Consider the following 21,596-nt stretch of genomic DNA (forward strand, 5'->3'; position numbering starts at 1 on the left):
CCCAGACTAAAGACCGATCTCATTGGCCCATGGCGGATTGGCGCCTGCACGCGATACCGTCACCGCCGCAGCCTTGGCGCCGAGCGCCAGAGCCTTGGCAATCTGGTCTTCGGTGAGTGAGGCGACCTGTGGTTTGGTGAGGAGGCCCTGGAGTTTCAGGGAGGCCAGGATGCCGGCATCGAAGGTGTCGCCGGCACCCACGGTGTCGACCACCTCGACGCGTTCGCTCGGCACTTCGACGCGCAGCTGCTTGGTGTAGCCGACAGCGCCCTCCGCGCCACGGGTAACGACGACGAGCTTTGCGCCGTGGTGCAGCCAGTGGCGGGCGAGTGTGTCTTCATCGCCCTTCAGGCCGAACCAGGCCAGATCCTCATCCGAGAATTTCACGATATCCGACATCGCCGCCATGCGATTGATACGGTCCATGTGCTTCTGCTTGTCCTGAATGAAGCCCGGACGGATATTGGGATCGAGCGAGATGACCCGCTTTTCATGCTCGCGCACCAGGAGCGCCTCATAGGTGCTGCCGCAAGGCTCAGGGATCAGGCTGATCGCGCCGAAATGCATCGCTTCGCATTCGCCACCCAGATTCGGCAGATCCTTTTCTGACAGCATGCGGCCTGCCGTGCCTTCATCATAGAAGGCATAGGTCGCGTGGCCGTCGACCAGCTTGACGAAGGCGATGGTGGATGGGCGGTTGGAGAAGGCGCAGAGGCTGTAATCGACATTGCTGGCGCGCAACGTCTCCTTCAGGATCTCGCCCATCATGTCATCGGCGATACCGGAGAAGAAAGCGGATGGGACGCCAAGACGTCCGAGCGCGATGGCGGTGTTGAAAACCGCGCCGCCTGCATAAGGGGCGAAAGCCGCCTCGTCTTTGGTCGATTCACGCGGCAGCATGTCGATCAGGGCTTCGCCACAACACAGGATCATCCGATTTCCTCCAAATCTAAATCGATTAGATGCTTAACGGCAGCACCTTGCCCGGGTCAATATCCAAGGCAAGGCTCAGCCAAAATTACGATTGCGGCAATTCGCTGACGCCGCCGTGACGCGCCGACCAGGGCAGCGGATTATCAAGAAAAGCTTCGACCTCCGACAGTGTCTTATCGTCGAACAGCTTTTCGGAGCGGGCCGCCTCCAGCACGTTGCGCCAGGTGCTGAGGTAGTGCAGCTTCACTTGACCGTTGGTAAAGCGCGCCTCTGCTTCCGGGAATATGCCGTAGTAAAACAGCGCGATGCCGTGATCGACAATGCCGCCAGCGGCACGAATGGCATCGATGAAGGTGAACATGGATCCGCCTGCCGTGGTCAGATCCTCGATGACCAGCACGCGCGCGCCTTCGGGCATATTGCCTTCGATCTGCGCATTGCGGCCATGGCCTTTTGGCTTCTTACGGCAATAGATCATCGGTAGGCCGAGGCGCTCGGCCAGGAAGGCGGCGAAGGGTATGCCCGCCGTTTCGCCACCGGCGACGCAATCGAACTTCTCAAAACCGGCATCGGCGACGATCTTGGCGGCGGCAAAATCCATCACCGCCGAGCGAACGCGCGGATAGGAGATCAGCTTGCGCATATCGATATAGACTGGGCTCTTCATGCCCGATGCGAAGGTATAGGGCGCTTCGGAGTTGAAGTGGACGGCCTTGATTTCCCACAGCATCTTCGCAACGAGCTCGGCAACCACCGTGCGATCGGTGAAATTGAATTGGGCCATCGGCATCTTCCTCTTTTTGTCAGCCATCGATAAAAAAACTGCCGGATTAACCGGCAGTTCGAACATCAGTTTTCTACATCCCAATGAAGCGGGAACATCGGATCGAAGACCGTCACAGGTCCAGCGCCCGTCTCGATCTTTGCCGGGAAGGCCACAGGGTCATCGCGCCTCACCAGGGTGATCGTTTCGTCATTGGGCGAAAGGCCATACCAGGCGGGGCCATTCAAAGACGCAAAAGCCTCGAGCTTTTCCAGCGCATTGTCCTGCTCGAACACATGGGCAAGGCAGCTCATGGTATTAATTGACGAGTAGACTCCCGCGCAGCCGCAGGCGCACTCCTTCAGCGGATCGACGTGTGGGGCGGAGTCCGTACCGAGGAAGAAACGAGCGTCGCCGGAGGTCGCAGCGGCGCGCAGCGCTAAGCGATGCTCCTCGCGCTTTGCCACCGGCAGGCAGTAGTAATGCGGCTTGATACCGCCGACCAGAATGGCATTGCGGTTGATGATAAGGTGATGGGTGGTGATAGAGCCTGCGAGATTTTTCTCCGCGCCGCGAATATAGTCCACGCCGTCCCTCGTCGTCACGTGCTCCATCGTCACTTTCAGTTCCGGCAGTCGCTGACGCAGCGGTGCAAGAACCGTATCGATAAAGACTTTCTCGCGGTCGAAGATATCGACCTCTGGCGTTGTAACTTCGCCGTGGACGCAAAGCGGCAGGCCGATTTTCGCCATGCGCTCCAGCACCGGCATGGCCTTGTCCATATCGCGCACGCCGCCGTGCGAATTGGTGGTGGCACCTGCGGGGTATAGCTTCACGGCGGTGATAAGGCCGCTCTTCCTGCCCTCTTCCACATCGTCGGCGCTGGTATGCTCGGTGAGATAGAGCGTCATAAGCGGCTCGAAGCGATCGCCAGCGGGAATGGCCTTGACGATGCGCTCGCGGTAGGCGCGCGCGTCCGCCGTGGTGACGACCGGCGGCACGAGGTTGGGCATGATGATGGCACGGGCAAAATGGCGGCTGGTATCGCCAATCACGCCTTCCAACATTGCGCCATCGCGCAGGTGCAGGTGCCAGTCATCCGGGCGGCGAAGGGTGATCGTCTGCATCGTGAGCCTCTCAAGCAGGTCGGCGCAAAGTATCTCGCAGTTTGCGCGTGAAGACCTTGCGAAGAACAATGTATGGGGTGGGGCCCGCTTAGCACCTTTCTGCCGAAGAAGACAGCGCTGTTGGACGACTTGGGGCTACTTTTTCGCCTCACCGATGGAGCCTGCCTGCGGACCCCAGACATCGGTCATGGCAAAGCCATCGGCCAGCGGATCGAACGGGTCGAGTGCGATCTGGTGCAGCCCGAAGGTAAAGCCGCGCCCGGTGATGGTGGGGATGACCGCTTGCTTTCCCGCCACCTGCGAAAGGGCCGAAAGGCCGACTTCGAATTCCGTTCCGATAATCGAACGCGACGTGTAGGTATCGCCCACCTTCACCTTGCCGCGCGCGTGAAGCGTGGCCAGATTGGCCGAGTTGCCCGTGCCGCAGGGCGAACGATCCGCCCGGCCCGGCCACATGGTGGTGCAGGTGCGAATGGTGCCATCCTCTTCCGTATCGCGGAACATCACATAGGCGACGCCGAAAATGGCGGGGATTTCCGGATGCACCACCGGAATGTCGCGGTTGACGATATCCTTTAACACCATGCCGGCGGCCACAAGCTTGGCGGCATTGGCCTTGTCGATGGTCAGCCCGATCTGGCGAACATCCACCAGCGCATAGAAAATGCCGCCATAGGAAATATCCATCCGGATGCGGCCCCAGTCCGGCGTGTCGATCTCCACGTCCAACTCGTGAACGAAGGACGGCACCATGGTGAGCTTGACCTTCTCGCAGCGCCCATCCCGGCATGTAGCAGTTGCCTTGACGAGACCAGCGGCGGTTTCCAGCATCACGATGGTTTCCGGCTCCTTCATTTCCACCATGCCGCTTTCCAGCAGAGCAGTGGTGGCGCAGATGGAGTTGGAGCCGGAGCTTGCATGCGCCTGATCGGGCTGGAGAATGACGAAGGCGGCATCTGCATCCGGGTGCTTGGGCGGCAGCAGCAGATTGACGGAGCCGATCGGCGTGCCGCGGGGCTCGAGCGTTAGGAAGCGGCGAAGCTCCTCGCCCTTCGGATCGGTGTTCAGCCAAAGCAGCTGCTCGGCAACGGTTGCCCCGGGAATTTTCGGCACGCCGCCCGTCGCGACACGACCGATCTCCCCTTCGCAATGAACATCGAGAAGCTGAAGAGTGCGTTTCCAGCGCATGGGGCCTTACTCCGAGAGGGAATTTTCCCCGTCATAGCCGATAAAATACTGTTTGTATATTGGCAGATCAGCGTGCGCGGCAGGCAGCATTGTCGCGATTGACGCGGATCGAGCAGTCCGTCTGGCTTCGCGTTCCGCTATCGAGGACTTGCGGATCGACAACGCTGGTGGCGGTATCGCCCACAGAGCCCACGGTGTTCTCCACGGAACGACCAAGACGTTCGACCTGACGACCGTAATTTTCGCGCGTGCGCGGATCGAAGACGGCAATCGGCGCGCTGATGGCCACACTCGCCGCTGTGCCAACCGTCTGCGCCGCACCGATGCCGACAGCACCGATGGCTTCACCCAGACCGACATCGGAATCGGTCACGGTCTGGCCTGCGATCAAGCGGTCACCAATCAGCTTTACGACTTCCGGGCTTTCGGCAAACTTCCCATGGTTCAGTCTGTCTCCCGATTGCAGCTTGGTCAAATCGAGAACCGTGATGCCGGCTTTTTCCAACTCGCTACGATAGGGCTCGGCAGCGGGATCGATCTGGCCAAGTCGGTCGACATTGCCGGAAATGCGGCGCGATAGGCTGAGCGCCCGGTCATCCTGAGAGACGAAGAGCGTGAATTTCGGCTTGTCCTTGCCAAGGCTTGCATATTGACGCCCGAACACATCCACGTCGAGATCGGGAGCCGCCAGGATGACGTTGTTGATCTTCGGCAAAACACGACCGTTGCGGATCGCCATCTGGCGCAGCGCCTCAACTGCAAGCCAAGTCCCCATGGAATGGGCCATGACGGTCACGTCACTGACGGAGCTGTCCTTGGCAAGGCGCGTCAGCATCTCCTCCAGCGCATCACGCGAGTAGTTGGTGCTTTCCTTGTCGTAATTGTAATCAAAGATGCTGGCGCGCGAGGGCCAGGTGAAGACAACCGGGACGACATCCGTTCCGGAGTCATGGACGATCTGGGCAAAACGGTAGACCGATTCCTCATAGCGATTGTTGAAGCCGTGGACGAAGACCAGAACACGCCGGTCTTTCGGGCTATGTCGCTTGATCCAGCTCCGCGTATCGGCAGCCGAGGTCACCGGTTCAACCGAAATCGTGGTGAAGTCTTTCAATGGGTCTGGCGGCAGCTTCTTCGGCCACTGCACCTGACCGACCTTGCGGTTGGCAGCTGGTGGAATGGAGACCGTCACCGCATCCACCTTCAGACCCGTTCCGCGCTCGCCACCGAACAGGACCGCCTTGTCTTCAGCCGGGGCACGTGTGGTTGCCACTAACAGGCTGACCGGCGTCGTGCCTTGCACCACCTGGCCCGTTGGCGTCATCACACCGATGGGACGCCCGCCGCAACTGGCCAGAATCGCAAGCATGGTGACAAAGGTAACGAGCCTTGCGGCCATTCCGACACTCCAGGAACAGGCAGAGGCTTTGTTTCACAATCCATATGACACGCCCCGGCAATCAACCACTGACGTTATTACAGAAGCATCGTACTTAAGCCAGCCATGCTGCCGGTCTTAGACATGACTTTTGACAGGCGGTGTGTCCCTGCCGCCTCTCACGCCTACCCGGCACCCGACCCCTTTGACGTCAATGCGTAGCGTAAGCCGCCCTGAACGCATTCCCTTGCGCCACATTGCTTTTCTGCTCGGCCTCCAGGACAGAGAGCTTCCCACTCCAGGCGGGCAATAATTCTACGATTGCGCCGCCGGCCTGCCGCAAGATATCGAGCGAAGGTGGATTTCGAGGCGGATCAATTCGGTCGAGGTCCCGCATGAAGTGCTGAAACGTGCTCCTCATTTCGCCAATCATCGTTTTGACGACGTCACTGAACTCATTTTCCTGCAAAAGCACCGCCAAACGATAATTGTCGGGAACGGTCAGAACCGTCGATCCCTCGAGCGAAGCGTTCAAAGCCTCGAAGAACACGCGGTAGGTCGTGAAATCCCGAAGCAGAAACGTCTCAGGCAAGGTCTCGACGATTTCGGCGCTGCGGGGTTCACCCAACAGGATGCAAGGTGTGACGGTTGCTCTTCGCTCCATCCGATCGATGATCGTTCCGAGCGATTTGCCCGTTCCGACGAAATCGACAAGCAGGTTTCGAAGACCCAGCTTGTTTTGCAGATAGGCTTCATACTCGACCGACTCGGTGTAGCAGACCGCGCGCGAGATACGAATATACTCGGAAGGCGGCATATTCGCCCGCGCAAAATGGCGCGATGCGAGCATCTCCTGCCACAGGTTACAATCGCGCGCAGCCATCAGAATCTTGTCGACGCCACGCTCTTGTGCGCAGGCTTTGAGCCAGAAGGACGCGAGGAGCATCAACGGAATATTGATGGACGCCTGAGCCCTCTTGGCGTGACGGACGGCAACGCTGGGGTGGAACGAGCGCAAGCGTGCTTCCCGAACCGCATGCGCGTAAGCCCCGAGCCCGATGGCGTGCAGGACTTGTTCGGTCTGGTCCCATTTGGAGATGCTGACGAGCGCCACGTCGATCCCGAAGGAAGCGGGACTGATGATATCGGCCTGGATGTTGTCACCGAAGTGTGTGCGCACATTATGATTTGAGAGAATTTCCGGCCATATCTGCCGATGATGCTTGCCGTAGTTGCTCAGGTAGAGCCGGTTTTCCAGTCCGCACTTTTCTCGCAGCACACGCTCGATAAAGGGGCGCGGCAGATACATGTCAGAGATGACGATGTCGTTTGCACCGACGCGCGCCACGACGTCACCGATTGGAAAGAGATGCTCCCACTCCTCTTCCAGTTCCATCCATCTCAGGACAGCCGCCTGTTTCTGCGTGATGAAGCCTTCGGATACCATGATCAGGTAAATATCGTCGATCCCGTAGGGTCGACGCCCGAATATGCTCATCTCGGTTTTGTGCCGCCAGTCTGCAAAACCCGGAACAGCGGCCTTGCGCTCTACAATGCGGAAGACCTCCAGCGGATCATAACAGCGTCTGGCGACAAGCGTGTCGAAAAGGTCAAAGCTCTGAATCTTGGTATGACTGTCGGACGCATTTTCTTCGAGCACATGAAAGTTGGCCGTCTCTTCATATCCCAGCGCCGGGTTATGGAAGTACCCGCCGAGACGTATCGCTTCACCCGGCCCCGACAGAAGAGACATCTGGCACGTGATCCTGCCGTCCTGGTCGAACAGGTTGAGGAAACTTCCCTCTATCTCCCAATGCGCCTCATTGGCATGACTGTAACCAATCAGAAATCCGTTTTTATGAAATACAAAATCGTCACTGATGATGCCATTTTGAGGCTCGACTTTGAACGTGAACGTTCGCGACAGCAATTGATCAGCATCAAGGGAAATGGGAGCTGTTTTCTCTGATACGTTAAGCATTCGATGTCCCATCATTAGACTATCGAATGGTCGTAGTGCCAAAAGCTTGCCTCAGACTAACCACGTGGGCTGTGGGAAAAGCGGGGAACAGTTTTTGAAAAGGCTAACAAGTCCGATCGATCAGTCTTCTTCCTCGGCATCAATGACTTTGTATGTCGCGCCAGAGGTATCTTTCTGGGTGATTTCATCGATGAGGTACTTCGCAAACATCGCCCCTCCCCCAAGAACCATCCATAGTGGAACCCCTATGGCTCCTCCGAGGGCTGCTATTCCTGCGTTGGCGCCACCAAATAAGGTGATCCCCACTGCTGCTGCACCCATCCCTAGTCGCTGTGCAACAGAGCGATTATCCCAACCATATTTCTTTGATTGCTTGGCTATTATCTTTAGGGCAGGCAACACTACCTTGCTTTTCGCCGTCAAGATCAGGGCCTTCTTGGCTTTCATCGGAGCAGGGATTGGTTCCCCTCTTATTTCTAAGAGCTTTACTGCCCATTCCCTTATCTCATCCCCTTCGGATTGACTAACCTGCTTTGCAATCGTCACGGCCAACTGACGTTGTTTATCATTCTCAGTCACTTCAGTTCCTTCTCTGCCGTCGTCAGGAAGACAAGTGTGGAGGCCGTCATATGGAGCATGTAAGCCGTGAGGTAGTCGGAAACTTCTTGGGGAACGGCACCTTGCCCATGACCGCTCAGCTTGTTCCGCCCAGTCGGAATGCTGCTTTCGAGAAGGCTTCTCAGTGACGTCATCTGCTGTTGCCAGAATGGGGGAATAAGACCGTTGGACAGGCATACGTCAATCAATGCCTTGGCTGTGTCGGTCGCCTTATATGTCCAGCCCCTTTTGTCGCAGATGGCCTTTAGGGTCGATTCAAACGCCTTTAGGCAATCGTTCAGGGCTTCCTTGTTGTTACCGTGCCTGTAGTGCTCGTAGGCTGACAGGAACTCTTCGTGGGGTCCTGCATAGTCCTTTGTATTCAGAAGCCGGATTGCTGGCTTAACTGCTTCTTTGTGGACGAGTTCCGAATCTATGCGGATGATTTCTCCGTCCACGAACTGGTAGCCGACCCCGTTTTCTTTGAACCGAGCATTCAACTCCTCAATTACGTCGTCGGCATTTTCATCATAGCGTCGATAGCTACAATAATCGAAAGAACGAGTAAATTTATCAACAGCTCGGATTGAAATTTCAACAACATCGAGGCAGCGCTCGATATTTTCTTCCAGTTCAAAAAATTGAAACAGCTCTTTATCGGGATCAATTTCCCTATATTCATTTCCAGCCAGCCGGTGAACTCCATACTCCTTGCGTAAAGTACTCACAATTAACGAAAATGTATTATGTGTACGGCCTGCATATAGATCGCCACGTGGATTGAGACCCTGCTTTATTAGGTACTCAATCTGAACTCTTAAGGTTTTAGGTAACTCATCATATGTGTATACGTCAGGGACTTCGCCCCTAATTCGCTTTTGACGCTTCGAATAAAGATGAAATACAGCCATACCATCCACCGACATAGAATCGCAGAGGATATATTAGCTCACTAAAATTCAAGTGTAAGACCGCATGTCGACCATCCCCCGAAATCGGGAATTTTTCTGAGAAAATCTTTGGGTGCAATACACTATAGCTTTAGGAACCCGCGTTCCCCTGCTACCGGGACCCAAGGGCCAAGACCAAAAGCTGGAGAAATCCTCATCATAGCGAACCGGACGTTCTTAAGAGCTTTGCTCGACCATTCGAGTGGCGCAGGGGATTTGGTAGTGCCAACGGGTTCGTCATTACAGAGTCATTACATTTCCTGCTGACCATCATGACCAGAAGGGAATCCAAATGACTAACACATTGAAACAGAAAAGAGAAATGGCGCACCCGAAGAGATTCGAACTCCTGACCCCCAGATTCGTAGTCTGGTGCTCTATCCAGCTGAGCTACGGGTGCGTGCCGCAGAAGCTGTTCTGCTGGCGTGGCGATCCTCTAAAACGTCCCACCTTCGAATGCAAGCGATTTTGTTTTCAAAACGTCATTTTCCTGCAATGAATTTTACAAGCCATTGAATTTTAAAGACTTATGGACTAGGCGAATTTGAGCATCAAATTCGCGATCGAAAATGATCGATGTCCATGCGGCTTTAAACGGTTGGAAGAAGCGTGGATCTTTAGCTTGCGATAGCAGCGGATCCTGGCTGCGGGCGATCCGAAATTTCGATGCGGAATTGTGTGCCGCGGTCTGCCTTTTCGACTAGCGCAATCGTTCCGCGGTGTGAGAGGACGAGTTCGCGCGCTATGGCGAGACCAAGACCGGTTCCGCCTGAACGGGCCGAACCACGAAACGCGGAGAACAGGTTTTCGCGCGCCTTCTGCGGCATGCCGGGTCCATTGTCATCGATGACGATGCTGACGACGTTATCGCTTCGCTGTGCGGCCACCGTCAGGCGCTTGGAGGGATAATCCTGCCCGCCTGCCTGCTGCAAGGCTTGAACGCCGTTCTTGCAGATGTTGTAGAGAATGCGAAACAGTTGCTCGCTGTCGGCGTCAACTGCCAGTCCGGCAGGCACGTTATCGACGAACTCGATGCCGCTCTCCGGCTCGATTGCGAGAATATCCCTGACATCCTGAACGACTTCGGCAAGTTCGATCAGGCGGCGCTTCGGCGCCCCTTCGGTAGCCTGACCATACGCCAGCACCTCACTCGTATATCCGACAGCCCGGTCGATCGTTCTCAGAAGCTTCGGCGCGAAGCTACGCACCATGGGATCTTCCACATCGACCAGCCTGTCCGACATGAGCTGAGCGGAGGCGAGAATATTGCGCATGTCATGATTGATCTTGGACACGGCGAGCCCGAGATCGGCCAGGTTTTTCTGTTGTCGCAACGTTTTCTGCAATTGAACCTGCATATCCGCCAGATGCCGCCCGGCGACCGCCAATTCATCCGCCCCCTCCTCCGGCCTGAAGAGGCTTGCGGGATCGTCCGGCCTCTCGGCAAAGGTCTGCATGCCGACCGTCAACCGACGGATGGGACGGATCAGAATGCGATTGATGGACACGAAGATTAGACTTGCCGTAATCAGCGACAGAGCCACCGAAATCATCAACACGTTACCCGCATAAGCAATCATAGCGGCGCGCAACCTGTTTTCACTCATCACGATCTCGATGATCATGTTGCTGTCACCGATGACGTCGAAGACGCGGATGACGCGATCCTTGCCGAAAAGCAGCACCGAAAAAGCGTCGCGAACCGCCTGCAATTGCGAGACGTCCGACAGGTCGTACTGGTCATCGACGCTTGGCGGCACTTCCGTTGCCGCAAGCAGCGTCGAGGTGCCGTCCTTTTTCAGCGCGATGAGTTTTGCCCCAGTTGCCAGCAAAGTGTCGTTCTGGACGCTGCGGGGAAGCTCCGTCTGCAGACCGTCAATCACAACGCCTGCGGCAGCGGCGGTGTTGAGCCTGTCACGCAGCCAGGCGAGACGCATATTGGCAACGGATGGCACGAAGATCAAAATTTCGGCGATCATGACGAAGACAATCGTCAACAGAAGCAGGCGGCCCGATAAGCCCTGGGTCAGGCCCGGCACCTCACGCAAGGATCGCCTGGGCGCCCCATCGTCCTCCCCGCCATTCTTCTGGTTTCTGAGTGTCGAAAACACCAGGGCTTTTCCCGTTGGTCTGCCGGCAGCAGTTAGAGGCCATGGCGGCATCCACTTGGGCAAACAGCGTCATTTCAGGTCATCATAAAGATTCGAGCCGAAAATTCAAACGGATGCGAGGACGATCCACGATTGAAGAGGCGAAACGAAAAACGCCGCCCGTATGGGCGGCGCTGTCTCGATGGAAACGACTGAGATCAAAACTCCTGCCACTCGTCCCTGCTTTGCGCAATCGCGGCAGAGCCGTTGAAGGCACGGGCGACATTACCCATCATCCGGCGGGCGGGCGATGCTACCGGCGCGGAGGACGGGCGGGCTGGCGCTGCATATCTGGAGCCTTGCTGCGCCTCGTTTCCAAGACGGAATCGACCGACCAGCGACACCAGCGTTGCCGCTTCACTGCTCAGCTTATGGGTCGCAGCAGATGTTTCCTCCACCATTGCGGCATTTCGCTGGGTGACCTGGTCCATCTGGTTGATGGCGGTGTTGACTTCCTGAAGTCCCGTCGCCTGCTCCTGTGCGGCTGTGGCAATGGAGTGGATGTGGTCATTGATGCTCAAGATGCGAGTCTCGATGTCTTCCAGCGCAGCACCCGTCTGGCGAACGAGCGTCACGCCACTCCCAACCTCTTCTCCAGACTTGGTGATGAGCGCCTTGATGTCCTTTGCAGCATTGGCCGAACGCTGGGCGAGTTCGCGCACCTCCTGCGCAACGACCGCAAAGCCCTTGCCAGCCTCACCTGCGCGCGCTGCCTCCACACCTGCGTTGAGAGCCAGGAGGTTTGTCTGGAATGCAATCTCATCGATGACGTTGATGATCTGGCCGATTTCACCCGATGCCTGCTCGATCCGGCCCATCGCGGTGACGGCGTCGCGAACCACTTTCGCGGAATGAGCCGTTTTCTCCTTGGCGTCCGACACCATGGTGCTTGCTTCCTGAGCGCGCGCCGTGGAGTTCTTCACAACTGCGGTAATCTCATCCAGCGCGGCCGACGTTTCTTCCAACGCTGCCGCCTGCTGCTCCGTTCGTTTGGAGAGATCGTCAGCCGCGGAGCGGAGTTCGTTGGCATTGCCATTTATGCCTTCGGTGCTTTCTTGCACTTCCGACATCGTCGCTTTGAGCTTGGCCATCGTGTCGTTGATGTTGGCCTGAAGCTCCGCGAAGACGCCGTGGAAGTTGCCGGTCATGGCGCGCGTCAAATCACCCTGCGCAAGATCGGCCATGACGCGGCCTGCCTCGGAGACACCGCTATCGACGCTGCTCAGAAGGTCGTTGATGGTCTTTGCGAAGCGGTTGAGGTTGTCGTCACCGTAATCCTTGGTGATGCGACGGCTGAAATCGCCTTGTGCCGCGGCACCAACCACATCCGCCATGCCCGATTGTAGATCGTCGCTCTTGGCGCGCATCGCGGTTTCCTGCGCGTTCATGCGTCGCACTTCCAGGCCATTGCGCTTGAAGACTTCGACGGCGGCAGCCATTTCGCCAATCTCATCCTTGCGATCGAGATATGGGACTTTGGCCTCAAGATTCCCGTTGGCAACAGACTTCATCACCTCCGAAACATCAAGTATCGGCGCACTCAGCTGCTTGGAGCCGACATAGAGGCCGATAATGGCTCCAGCACCGACACCGGTGACGGTGACAAGGGCGACGGCGAGGAAGATAAACTGGCCGAAGGCCTCGATCTCCGACTTGATCGCGTCGAGATCTTTAAGATCGCCCTTCACAACTGCGTCAATTTCGGCTTGATATGCCTTGCGATTTTCTCGGTTGGCTTCATTGTTGCCCTGGACGCTTGCTTCCTGAGGACCTACTTCGCGGCCCAGACGGGCGGTCTCGGTACGGAAGGCGCGAAACTCGGCAAAGCGCTTTTCGATATTGTCAAAGGTAGCGGCCTGATGGGCCGGAACCTGCGGCTTCCACTCCTTGAGAAGCGCTGCCATGGCATCGAGATTGGTGATGATGCCATCGGCGAACTTGCCTGCCGCCGCGGTGTCCTTTGCCGCGTACACGCCACGGGCTTCCATAACGACAGCGCTTACAAGCCTGTTGAGAGTTTCGCCGTAACGGGCACGATCTGCAACGGAATCCAAGGCGACGGTGTGTGCCTGATATTTGTTGATGGCGTAAATCGAAAGGCCACCAATACTACAGGCCACCAGGCTCAGAAAGCCGACGAGTAAATTGATCTTGCTCCGAATTTTCACTGCGAATTCCCCCGATATTCCAAACCCACCGAGACCGGAGAATAAACATCCGGCCATTTGGTCGAGAGAACGTTATTTAATGTCAATTAAGAAACAATTTCAGATTTTAATTATGTCTCAGAATCTTTGAAAAGGCCGATCATGGGAAAGTGCAAAGAATAGCTGTCGGCTTCGGTTGAGCAAAAAGGGCTCTTGCGCCGTGGGTGCGTGATGCGGTTCTGCAATTGACTTTGCGGGTGATAAGCCCTTATAAGCCCGCACGTCCGGGCATTTCGCAGTCTATGATGGCTTTCCGGGCATTAGTCGAAACGCTCTTGCCCTTAAGGGCAAAGTCAAGAAGGGCCGCACCCCGCGGTATTAAATAAATGTCGAAGCGTACTTTCCAACCGTCCAAGCTTGTTCGCAAGCGCCGTCATGGTTTCCGTGCTCGCATGGCTACAGCTGGCGGCCGCAAGGTTCTTGCAGCTCGCCGCGCCCGCGGTCGCGCACGTCTGTCCGCTTAATCAAGTGGTTGCCCGATGAAAGTCGCGGCAGATGACAGATGAGAAGAAAATGCCCGGTCGGTTGAAAAACCGGCCGGATTTCCTTGCCGTTCAGGCGGGTGAGAAAAGGCGCGGAAGCACTTTTCTTCTGGAGGTTCTGGATCGGCAGGCTCCTGAAACCGAAGCAAGAGTCGGTTTTACCGTCACCAAGCGCCAGGGAAACGCGGTCGAACGCAACCGTATGCGCCGCCGTCTCAGGGAAGCCGTCAGGCTTTCTGCCGGGTTTGCAATGAAACCCGGGCATGACTATGTGATTGTCGCCCGAAGGGACGCATTGAATACCGATTTCGCCGTACTGGAAAACTTGCTCATAGAGCGGATCGAGGGACGCGCGAAAAACGGACGCTCCCGGGAGACCCGCTCCAGGAAAGAATGATGGAAAAAAACCGCAATTACTTCATCGCGATCGCCCTTTCGGTTGTCATCGTACTTGCCTGGCAGTTCCTCTACATGAACCCGCGTATCGAGCAGCAGCGCCGCGCCGAAGAGGTACGCCAGGCGCAGCAGGCCACGCAGCAGACACAGACCACGACGGCACCGGCGCCAGCCGATGGCACAGCGACCCCGGCAACCACGCCGAGCGGCACGCTCCCCGGTGCGAGCAGCCAGCAGGCCGCGACCATTTCGCGTGCCGATGCACTGGCAAAGACGCAGCGCGTCGAGATCGACACCAACGCAATCGCCGGCTCCATCAACCTGACGGGCGCGCGTATCGATGACATTCGCTTGAAGGATTACCACGAGACGGTGGATGACTCGAGCCCGATCATCACCCTCTTCTCGCCTTCCGATACACATGATGGCTACTTCACCGAGCTTGGCTATATCGGCAATGACGGCGTTGGCTCCGTGCCTGGCCCGGCCACGGTATGGACGGCTCCCGCTGGAGCAAAGCTGACCGAGACGACACCGGTGACGCTCTCCTACACCAACGACAAGGGCGTGGTGTTCAACCGCACGGTCTCGATTGACGATCACTACATGATCACCGTCACCGACAAGATCGAGAACCCAGGTCAGGAGGCGATCACGCTGTCGGCTTATGGCCGTATCACCCGTAACAACAAGCCTGTTACCCCGCCTGTCTTCGTCATTCACGAAGGCTTTCTGGGCGTTGCCGGCGCTGATGGCAGCCTGACGGAAGAGACTTACAAGAAGGTAGAGGAACAGCCATTCGTTCTGCCGAAGGCAACCGGTGGCTGGCTCGGCATTACCGACAAGTACTGGGCGGCGGCAATCGTTCCGCCTCAGGACAAGGCTGTCGAAACCCGCTATACCCACTTCACCGATGGTCAGCCGCGCTACCAGGCCGACTACCGCAGCGATGCGCTGACCGTGGCACCGGGGCAGTCTGCCGAACTGAAGAACCTTATCTTCGCTGGCGCCAAGGAAGTGCCGCTCGTCGACCGCTACGAGACGCAGTATACCATTCCGAAGTTCGATCTTTTGATCGACTGGGGCTGGTTCTACTTCATCACCAAGCCGATGTTCAAATTGATGGATTTCTTCTTCCGTTATTTTGGCAATTTCGGCGTGGCGATCCTGCTCACCACCATCGTCGTCAAGCTTCTGTTCTTCCCGCTTGCCAGCAAGCAGTACGCTTCCATGGCGAACATGAAGCGCATGCAGCCCAAGATCGAAGAGTTGAAGGCCAAGTTCGGCGACGACCGCATGGGCATGCAGCAGGCGATGATGCAGCTCTATAAGGAAGAAAAGATCAATCCGATTGCCGGCTGCTGGCCGATGCTTTTGCAGATCCCGGTCTTCTTCGCGCTCTACAAGGTCATCTACGTCACCATCGAAATGCGTCACGCGCCTTTCTTCGGCTGGATCCACGACCTGTCCGCGCCAGATCCGACCTCGCTCTTCAATCTGTTCGGGCTTCTGCCTTATGACGTGCCGCACTTCCTGATGATCGGTGTCTGGCCTATCATCATGGGCATCACTATGTTCCTGCAGATGCGCATGAACCCGACACCGCCGGATCCGACCCAGGCGATGATCTTCACTTGGATGCCGCTGATCTTCACCTTCATGCTGGCGTCTTTCCCGGCCGGTCTCGTCATCTACTGGGCATGGAACAACACGCTGTCGATCTCGCAGCAGGCGGTTATCATGAAGCGCCATGGCGCCAAGATAGAGCTCTTCGACAATCTTAAAGGGTTGTTCAAACGAAAGCCGGTGCAATCCAAATGACGGCTGACAAGCCCCTCTTCGGAAGGCCGTGGATTTTTATCCGCGGCGTTCCGGCCATGAAGTTCCTTCCACCCGAGGGCCCGGCAGAGATCGCTTTCGCCGGGCGTTCGAACGTCGGCAAGTCCTCGCTGATCAACGCGCTCGTCGGTCACAAGGGACTGGCGCGCACCTCGAATACGCCAGGCCGCACTCAAGAGCTCAACTACTTCGTGCCCGAAGGCTATTCCGGTGCCGGAGACGACCTTCCGCCAATGGCGCTGGTCGATATGCCAGGCTATGGATACGCGCAGGCTCCCAAGGATCAGGTCGATAACTGGACGAAACTCGTCTTCGACTATCTGCGCGGTCGGGCGACGCTGAAGCGCGTGTATGTGCTGATCGATTCTCGCCATGGCATCAAGAAGAATGACGAGGATGTCTTAAGCCTGCTCGACAAGGCAGCCGTGTCCTACCAGATCGTTTTGACGAAGACGGACAAGATCAAAGAACCAGCCGTTCCGCGTCTGATCACCGAGACATTGGAAAAGATCAAAAAGCGCCCGGCAGCCTATCCCGAAGTTCTGGCTACGTCCTCTGAAAAATCATCAGGACTGGACGAGTTGCGCGCCGAAATTCTCAAGACGGTCGGCTACCCGCAGCCCTGACGCAGTCAGGGCTCATCAGCAAATCAGATGCTGGTAAAGAGCAGCACCCCGGCCCAAAGAACGGCGGCGAGCGTGGTCATGCGCCAGAAACGCGCCGAATTCCACAATGCGGTGAGGATGGCGAAACGGCCATAGATGCTGCGATGCAGCTTGTCGTCTGAACGACGGAGCGCGTGATCCATTGAGGCATCGACATAGGATGCGAAGTTGCGCTGCTCACGGACTTCCGTCTTGGCGAGATTGTCTTCCCAGCGCCGGACAATGTTGGCGAATTGCTGGTCGTTCTTAACCCTTACGGCAAGCTCGGCTTTCACGTCTTCCGGCAGTGCGCCGAGCACATATTTGCCCGCCAGCACCTGATCCTTCAAACCGCCGCGCATATCCTTATCCGGCAAGGCCATGTCTTCATCAAACTCCGCTGCTTCGCGCCACCGTCATCATGACGGCCCGCCCAATCGAATCTCGGTGGGCCGGACGCAGACTCCCAAAACGAGGCTCGCCCTAATGCGCCGCCGTGTCAATCTTATTGACTGCGCATATGGCATCCTCTGTGAATTTTATGCTCCCCACTTGGCCCATCCGTGTTTCATCCGTCAAAAACTTGCGTTACAAGCGGCGCAATCAAAGACGAGGTTTCCACATGGCGAGTTTTGAAAGCGAAATGCAGGCCCGGCTTCTGGCTCAGGCCCTTCCCTTCATGCAGAAGTATGAAAACAAGACAATCGTCGTAAAATATGGCGGCCACGCCATGGGAGACACGGCGCTCGGAAAAGCCTTCGCCGAAGACATTGCACTCCTGAAACAGTCCGGGATCAACCCGATCGTGGTGCATGGAGGGGGTCCGCAGATCGGCGCGATGCTGTCCAAGATGGGGATCGAATCGAAGTTCGAAGGTGGCCTGCGCGTCACCGACGCCAAGACTGTCGAAATCGTCGAAATGGTGCTGGCGGGCTCGATCAACAAGGAGATCGTCGCGCTCATCAATCAGACCGGCGAATGGGCCATCGGGCTGTGCGGCAAGGACGGCAACATGGTTTTTGCCGAAAAGGCGCGCAAGACCGTGATCGATCCGGACAGCAATATCGAGCGGGTGCTCGATCTCGGTTTCGTCGGTGAAGTCGTGGAAGTCGATCGCACCCTTCTCGATCTTCTGGCGAAATCCGAGATGATCCCGGTCATCGCTCCCGTGGCGCCTGGCCGCGACGGCGCCACTTACAACATCAATGCCGATACATTTGCCGGCGCCATTGCCGGTGCGCTGCACGCGACACGCTTGCTGTTCCTTACCGATGTCGAAGGCGTTCTCGACAAGAACAAGGAACTGATCAAGGAATTGACGGTCTCCCAGGCCAAGGCCCTTATCAAGGACGGCACGATTTCCGGCGGGATGATCCCGAAGGTGGAAACCTGCATCGAGGCGATTAAGGCGGGTGTTCAGGGCGTCGTCATTCTGAACGGCAAGACTGCCCACTCGGTTCTTCTGGAGATCTTTACGGAAGGCGCCGGCACACTGATCGTGCCTTGAGACACAAGCCTTCGGCTTTGGTGAGAGCGTTTCCTCGTTATGGAAACGTTCTAGCCGAAGGCGAGAAGAGCCAAAACGCCGAGGACGATCAACAGACAGCCCATCAATTCAAGTCTGTTGATCTTCTCCTTGAAGACGAACACCGTCGAGGCGAATGCAAAGAGCATTTCCACCTGCGCCAGAGCCTTGACGATTGCGGCCTGTTGCAGCGTCATCGCCGTGAACCAGCCGAATGAGGCGGTAGCGCCGACAAAACCGACGGCGATCCCCGACTTCCAAGCTTTGGCGATACGCGCAAGCTCCTCGCGCTCTCGCAACAAAATCCAGATGAGCATTGCAACAGTCTGGGTCACGATGACCACGACCAGTGTAAAGCTCGCCTGCATGACTGCGTCCGGTGCTGGCAGGCTGGACGCAATCGACAGCGATGCGGACCGATAGGCGACCGAGGAAAGACCGAAAAGAGCGCCCGATGCGAGGCCAATGCCCGCAATGCGGCTGAACACGGATGTTATGATGGAAACGGGCGAAAGCGCCGTTCTCGCTACGGAAATCAGCATGACACCTGAGACCGAGATGGCAATGGCCAGCAGCGTCCCGGCACTCACGCTTTCCCCAACGAAAACGAGAGCGAACAGTGCAGCCTGTGCGGGTTCCGTGCGCGAATAGGCTGTGCCGACGGCGAAGTTGCGGAAGGAAAACAAATGCACGAGCAGGAAGGTCGCACCGATCTGCGTCATCGAACCGATCGCCGACCAGAGTACAAAGTCTCCGTTGATCGATGGCAGTGGCCTCGCCAACCCGAAATGCAGGATGGCAAGATAGACGAGCGCAAAGGGCATGCCGAAACCGAAGCGCACAAAGGTCGCGCCAGTGGTGCCCATGCTCTTTTTCAGGTGTTTTTGAAAGGTCGAGCGCAAATTCTGCAAGAAAGCGCTGACCAGGGTGATGCCGATCCACAATTCCATGCTCTCGATTAGCATCCGCGCAGGTCAACCGCCAAGGACGGTTTTCGTGACTGTAAGCGCGTTTTCGATTTTATTTGACCGATGAAAAGGGCATAAAGCCTTTCATGAACACAAAGCCAAAAAACACAGCCGAGCCCGCCGATTTCGCCCATGTGACGGAGTGGGTCTTCGATCTCGATAACACGCTCTATCCGCATCACATCAACTTCTTTTCCCAGATCGACCGCAACATGACCGCCTATGTGGCGGAGCTGTTGCAGATGGACCCCGAGGAGGCGCGCGTTCTTCAGAAGCGCTACTACCATGAGCACGGAACGACGCTCCAAGGACTGATGATCCATTACGGCATCGACCCTAACGACTTTCTGGAAAAGGCCCATGCGATTGATTACTCGGCTCTTCTCCCCGATCCGGCGCTCGGGGAGGCGATCAAGGCTCTGCCTGGCCGCAAATTCATTCTGACCAATGGCAGCGTCAAGCACGCGCAGGCGGCGGCTGGCGCATTGGGGATTCTCGAGCACTTCGAGGATATCTTCGACATCGTGGCAGCAGGCTATCTGCCGAAACCTGCAGGACAGACCTACGAGAAATTTGCCGCATTGACACAGCTCGACACCAAAAAGGCTGCGATGTTTGAGGACCTGCCGCGCAACCTTGCTGCGCCCAAGGCCATGGGGATGCGGACTGTGCTCCTCGTTCCACGCAACCTCGAAGGCATTGTCATGGAGCGCTGGGAAATTCCTGCCGAGACCGACGACCATATCGATTACATCACCGATAACCTGTCGGAATTTTTGACGGGCCTTCAATCCAGCCGGGATTAAGGCACGCCGTATATTACCGATATTTCATATGCATTACCGATGTTTAACTGGTGGGAACGAAGCGTCGCCTCTAGCGTCTTATGAGGGACATCAAAGGAAAGGTTTCGATATGCTAAAACGGAAGATCGCCATCACCGCACTTGGCGCTGCCCTGATGCTCAGCACCACTGCGTCCATGACGATTGCAGCTCCTCGTGGTGGCGCCGACCGGGATGGTCCGCGCATGCGCCCGGAGCCGATGTTCGTTCATCTCTTGAAGGTCGCCGATACCAATAAGGACGGCAAGATCACCAAGGAGGAGTTCAACGCGCGCCAGGAAGCCCTGTTCACCGAGATCGATGCCGACAAGGATGGATCTATCACGCCGAAGGAAATGCGTGATTATCGCAAGACGAAGATGGACGCATGGCGCGCGGCCAATCCGAAGCCTGAAAAAGCTGCCACCGAAGGCAGCGAGAAGAAGGCCGAAGGCGACAAGAAGGACAGCGAGCGCGAGAGCAAGCCTCGTCAGGCACGCGAAGACGGCAAGGGTAAAGGTCGTAAAGGCAAGATGGGCGGCATGTTCGCCACGGCCGATACGGACGGCAACGGCCAGCTCAGCAAGCCTGAATTCATGGCTGCTGGCGAAAAGATCTTCACACGCCTCGACAGCAATGGTGATGGCGTCATCAGCATTGATGACATGCCGGACCGTCCCTGGCTGTAAAACTCAGTTGCGTTTCATGAGGCCCGCCCCACGAGGGTGGGCCTTTTGATATGGGGCGTTTCCGTCAGGACCAACTGGCGTCCTTGAGAGGGCGTTCAGTGCAAGCTGATGGTGCGCAACTCGTCCTCAGCCGCCTTGAAAAAGGTGCTGGAGCGGTTGTCGGTCAAAAGAATGGGCGTTCCGTCAGCTCCGAAAAGAGCCCAAAGATCGAGGCCTGGATCAAGCTCAGGCGCTTCGGGAAAGCATTTGGATACCTGTTCAGCCCGCATCTTGCGAATGTAGCCCACTTCACCGGCACCAAGATGGGCAAGCTGGGATTTGGTCAGGCGCGCATGCGCTTCTTTTAAAAGCATATTTCAGCCTCCATAGAGCGCCGCCTGTCCGTCAAGAACATGCTTGAGACGCTCTGAACTTCACGTCGGCGCGTGATTTGCCTGAGCGAAATCACCAGGAACTTCGCGCCGATTCATTGCTTCAGAACCAGAATACTGACCGGAATCAGCATGATGGCCTGAAGACTACTGTGAGACGGAAATGTTAATTTTCTTCACCACGTTGGAGATTTCCGGACGGGTGAGTTCAATGGAAAGAAGACCATTCTTCAGACGTGCGGCATTCACCTGCATGCCGTCGGCCAGCACGAACACGCGCTGAAACTGCCGCGCCGCGATACCGCGATAGAGGTAGTCACGCTTTTCCTGATCCTGCTGGCGCCCGCGGATGATGAGCTGATTATCCGCCGTGGTCACGTCTAGGTCGTCTTCGGAAAAACCGGCAACGGCGATGGTGATGCGAAGCCGCTCCGGCTGCGATCCGTCGGCGGCCAAACGCTCGATATTATAAGGAGGATAGCCGTCATTCGACTTTGCCATGCGCTCTAGCGTTTTTTCCATGGCATCGAAGCCCAGCATAAGCGGGTGCGTGAAGGGTGTCATACGGCTCATAATCCAGTGTCC

At 56.8% G+C, this 21,596-nt stretch carries 21 protein-coding genes and 1 tRNA gene; 7 read left to right on the plus strand and 15 right to left on the minus strand.

The annotated features are described in order from the left end of the window. Positions 1-6: 6 nt before the first annotated feature. From QZ862_RS20000 to QZ862_RS20050, 11 genes are all read right to left on the minus strand, one after another. The gene (locus QZ862_RS20000) at positions 7-933 is read right to left on the minus strand and encodes a carbohydrate kinase (RefSeq protein WP_296101521.1); all 927 of its coding nucleotides are present in this window, start codon (positions 931-933) and stop codon (positions 7-9) included. An 85-nt stretch (positions 934-1,018) separates the two neighbouring features. Beyond that, positions 1,019-1,717, minus strand: a complete 699-nt coding sequence (locus QZ862_RS20005; protein ID WP_296101522.1) for an orotate phosphoribosyltransferase — start codon at positions 1,715-1,717, stop codon at positions 1,019-1,021. 65 nt (positions 1,718-1,782) lie between these two features. Next, entirely contained in the window at positions 1,783-2,823 is a 1,041-nt protein-coding gene (pyrC, locus tag QZ862_RS20010; protein WP_296101523.1) for a dihydroorotase, read from the minus strand. A 135-nt stretch (positions 2,824-2,958) separates the two neighbouring features. Then, the gene (locus tag QZ862_RS20015; protein ID WP_296101524.1) at positions 2,959-4,011 is read right to left on the minus strand and encodes a 4-hydroxyproline epimerase; all 1,053 of its coding nucleotides are present in this window, start codon (positions 4,009-4,011) and stop codon (positions 2,959-2,961) included. Between the two features lie 67 nt (positions 4,012-4,078). Beyond that, entirely contained in the window at positions 4,079-5,410 is a 1,332-nt protein-coding gene (locus QZ862_RS20020; protein ID WP_296101525.1) for an alpha/beta hydrolase, read from the minus strand. Between the two features lie 190 nt (positions 5,411-5,600). After that, a complete protein-coding gene (locus QZ862_RS20025) occupies positions 5,601-7,142 on the minus strand; it encodes a hypothetical protein (RefSeq protein WP_296101526.1) in 1,542 nt (513 codons plus the stop codon). 348 nt (positions 7,143-7,490) lie between these two features. After that, positions 7,491-7,949, minus strand: a complete 459-nt coding sequence (locus QZ862_RS20030; protein ID WP_296101527.1) for a hypothetical protein — start codon at positions 7,947-7,949, stop codon at positions 7,491-7,493. Continuing rightward, entirely contained in the window at positions 7,946-8,878 is a 933-nt protein-coding gene (locus QZ862_RS20035; protein ID WP_296101529.1) for an STM4504/CBY_0614 family protein, read from the minus strand. Before QZ862_RS20035 ends, QZ862_RS20030 begins: the two co-directional genes overlap by 4 nt. Before the next feature lie 362 nt (positions 8,879-9,240). After that, a tRNA-Arg gene (locus tag QZ862_RS20040) sits at positions 9,241-9,317 on the minus strand. A 217-nt stretch (positions 9,318-9,534) separates the two neighbouring features. Continuing rightward, positions 9,535-10,896 carry a HAMP domain-containing sensor histidine kinase gene (locus tag QZ862_RS20045; protein ID WP_296078441.1) on the minus strand — a complete coding sequence of 454 codons (1,362 nt, stop codon included), beginning with the start codon at positions 10,894-10,896 and terminating at the stop codon, positions 9,535-9,537. A 329-nt stretch (positions 10,897-11,225) separates the two neighbouring features. Continuing rightward, positions 11,226-13,235, minus strand: coding sequence for a methyl-accepting chemotaxis protein (locus QZ862_RS20050; protein WP_296101530.1), 2,010 nt, complete (start codon positions 13,233-13,235; stop codon positions 11,226-11,228). A 365-nt stretch (positions 13,236-13,600) separates the two neighbouring features. Between QZ862_RS20050 and rpmH the strand changes: the two genes are divergently transcribed. The 4 genes from rpmH to yihA are packed head-to-tail and all read left to right on the plus strand — an operon-like array spanning position 13,601 to position 16,617. Next, the gene (gene rpmH / locus QZ862_RS20055; protein ID WP_010972613.1) at positions 13,601-13,738 is read left to right on the plus strand and encodes a 50S ribosomal protein L34; all 138 of its coding nucleotides are present in this window, start codon (positions 13,601-13,603) and stop codon (positions 13,736-13,738) included. Positions 13,739-13,769: 31 nt separating this feature from the next. After that, complete coding sequence (gene rnpA / locus QZ862_RS20060; RefSeq protein ID WP_296021428.1) at positions 13,770-14,153, plus strand: ribonuclease P protein component; 384 nt, start codon at positions 13,770-13,772, stop codon at positions 14,151-14,153. Further along, complete coding sequence (yidC, locus tag QZ862_RS20065; protein ID WP_296021427.1) at positions 14,153-15,973, plus strand: membrane protein insertase YidC; 1,821 nt, start codon at positions 14,153-14,155, stop codon at positions 15,971-15,973. The genes rnpA and yidC overlap by 1 nt, the downstream gene beginning before the upstream one ends. After that, complete coding sequence (yihA, locus tag QZ862_RS20070; RefSeq protein ID WP_296021425.1) at positions 15,970-16,617, plus strand: ribosome biogenesis GTP-binding protein YihA/YsxC; 648 nt, start codon at positions 15,970-15,972, stop codon at positions 16,615-16,617. The genes yidC and yihA overlap by 4 nt, the downstream gene beginning before the upstream one ends. Before the next feature lie 23 nt (positions 16,618-16,640). Here the strand turns inward: yihA and QZ862_RS20075 are convergent, their stop codons facing one another. Continuing rightward, positions 16,641-17,018: a hypothetical protein gene (locus QZ862_RS20075; RefSeq protein WP_296021424.1), complete on the minus strand. Its 378-nt coding sequence runs from the start codon at positions 17,016-17,018 to the stop codon at positions 16,641-16,643. Positions 17,019-17,257: 239 nt separating this feature from the next. On the opposite strand from QZ862_RS20075, the gene argB reads away from it, so the two are divergent. Further along, positions 17,258-18,142: an acetylglutamate kinase gene (gene argB, locus QZ862_RS20080; RefSeq protein ID WP_296021421.1), complete on the plus strand. Its 885-nt coding sequence runs from the start codon at positions 17,258-17,260 to the stop codon at positions 18,140-18,142. A gap of 50 nt (positions 18,143-18,192) precedes the next feature. On the opposite strand, the gene QZ862_RS20085 is transcribed toward argB, so the two are convergent. Then, positions 18,193-19,110, minus strand: a complete 918-nt coding sequence (locus QZ862_RS20085; protein WP_363315965.1) for a DMT family transporter — start codon at positions 19,108-19,110, stop codon at positions 18,193-18,195. 104 nt (positions 19,111-19,214) lie between these two features. On the opposite strand from QZ862_RS20085, the gene QZ862_RS20090 reads away from it, so the two are divergent. Both QZ862_RS20090 and QZ862_RS20095 read left to right on the plus strand, forming a co-directional pair. Further along, complete coding sequence (locus QZ862_RS20090) at positions 19,215-19,934, plus strand: pyrimidine 5'-nucleotidase (RefSeq protein ID WP_296101532.1); 720 nt, start codon at positions 19,215-19,217, stop codon at positions 19,932-19,934. Between the two features lie 109 nt (positions 19,935-20,043). Continuing rightward, entirely contained in the window at positions 20,044-20,640 is a 597-nt protein-coding gene (locus tag QZ862_RS20095) for an EF-hand domain-containing protein (protein WP_296021415.1), read from the plus strand. A 95-nt stretch (positions 20,641-20,735) separates the two neighbouring features. On the opposite strand, the gene QZ862_RS20100 is transcribed toward QZ862_RS20095, so the two are convergent. Both QZ862_RS20100 and QZ862_RS20105 read right to left on the minus strand, forming a co-directional pair. Next, entirely contained in the window at positions 20,736-20,993 is a 258-nt protein-coding gene (locus tag QZ862_RS20100; RefSeq protein ID WP_062427086.1) for a DUF1150 family protein, read from the minus strand. A gap of 165 nt (positions 20,994-21,158) precedes the next feature. Continuing rightward, positions 21,159-21,584 carry an Hsp20 family protein gene (locus QZ862_RS20105; RefSeq protein WP_296035406.1) on the minus strand — a complete coding sequence of 142 codons (426 nt, stop codon included), beginning with the start codon at positions 21,582-21,584 and terminating at the stop codon, positions 21,159-21,161. Positions 21,585-21,596 lie beyond the last annotated feature (12 nt).

The sequence above is a fragment of the uncultured Agrobacterium sp. genome (assembly GCA_913777615.1).
GTDB lineage: Bacteria > Pseudomonadota > Alphaproteobacteria > Rhizobiales > Rhizobiaceae > Agrobacterium.